Consider the following 1254-nt stretch of genomic DNA (forward strand, 5'->3'; position numbering starts at 1 on the left):
AATGGTAAAATAGTAGGAGTAGAAATGGAGTTTGAGACATGAAAGTAATCGATCAATTTAAAAATAAGAAAGTCCTTGTTTTAGGTTTAGCTAAGTCTGGTGAGTCTGCGGCCCGTTTGCTAGACAAGCTAGGTGCTATTGTGACAGTAAATGACGGCAAGCCTTTTGAGGAAAATCCTGCTGCGCAAAGTCTGTTAGAGGACGGGATCAAGGTTGTCACTGGTGGGCATCCTTTGGAATTATTGGATGAGGATTTCGCTCTGATGGTGAAAAATCCAGGGATTCCTTATAGCAATACCATGATTGAAAAAGCGCTGGCAAAGGGGATTCCAGTCTTGACTGAGGTAGAATTGGCTTATTTGATTTCAGATGCGCCAATTATCGGTATCACTGGTTCAAATGGGAAAACAACCACAACGACCATGATTGGGGAAGTTTTAACTGCTGCTGGTCAACGCGGTCTCTTGTCAGGGAACATCGGCTATCCTGCTAGTCAGGTTGCTCAAACTGCGACAGCCAAGGACACGCTCGTCATGGAGCTTTCTTCTTTCCAACTGATGGGTGTACAAGAATTCCATCCTGAGATTGCGGTTATCACCAACCTCATGCCCACTCATATAGACTATCATGGTTCTTTTGAGGAGTATGTGGCAGCCAAGTGGAATATCCAGAACAAGATGACAGCAGCTGATTTTCTTGTCTTGAACTTTAACCAAGACTTGGCAAAAGACTTGGCCACAAAAACAGAGGCTACTGTTGTACCATTTTCAACAAAGGAAAAGGTTGATGGGGCTTATCTAGAAAACGGTCTGCTCTACTTCCGTGGGGAAGTGGTCATGGCAGCGAGTGAAATCGGTGTTCCAGGTAGCCACAATGTGGAAAATGCCCTTGCGACCATTGCAGTAGCCAAGCTACGTGGTGTAGATAACCAAATCATCAAGGAAACTCTTTCAGCCTTTGGTGGTGTCAAACACCGTCTCCAGTTTGTGGATGAAATCAAGGGGGTCAAATTCTATAACGATAGCAAGTCAACCAATATCCTGGCTACTCAAAAAGCCTTATCAGGATTTGACAACAGCAAGGTTATCTTGATTGCAGGTGGTTTGGACCGTGGCAATGAGTTTGACGAATTGGTTCCAGATATTACTGGGCTCAAGAAGATGGTCATCCTCGGTCAGTCTGCAGAACGTGTCAAACGGGCAGCAGAGAAGGCTGGTGTGACTTATGTAGATGCGACAGATATTGCTGATGCGA

Annotated in this window: 1 protein-coding gene; it reads left to right on the forward strand. The window is 44.9% G+C overall.

What is annotated here, in order from left to right; all coding sequences use genetic code 11:
* Positions 1-38 precede the first annotated feature (38 nt).
* Positions 39-1254, forward strand: a 1216-nt coding sequence (murD, locus tag GMD4S_RS09025) for a UDP-N-acetylmuramoyl-L-alanine--D-glutamate ligase (protein ID WP_000863066.1), incomplete at its 3' end; no start/stop codon positions are given.

The organism is Streptococcus sp. GMD4S (assembly GCF_000296955.1).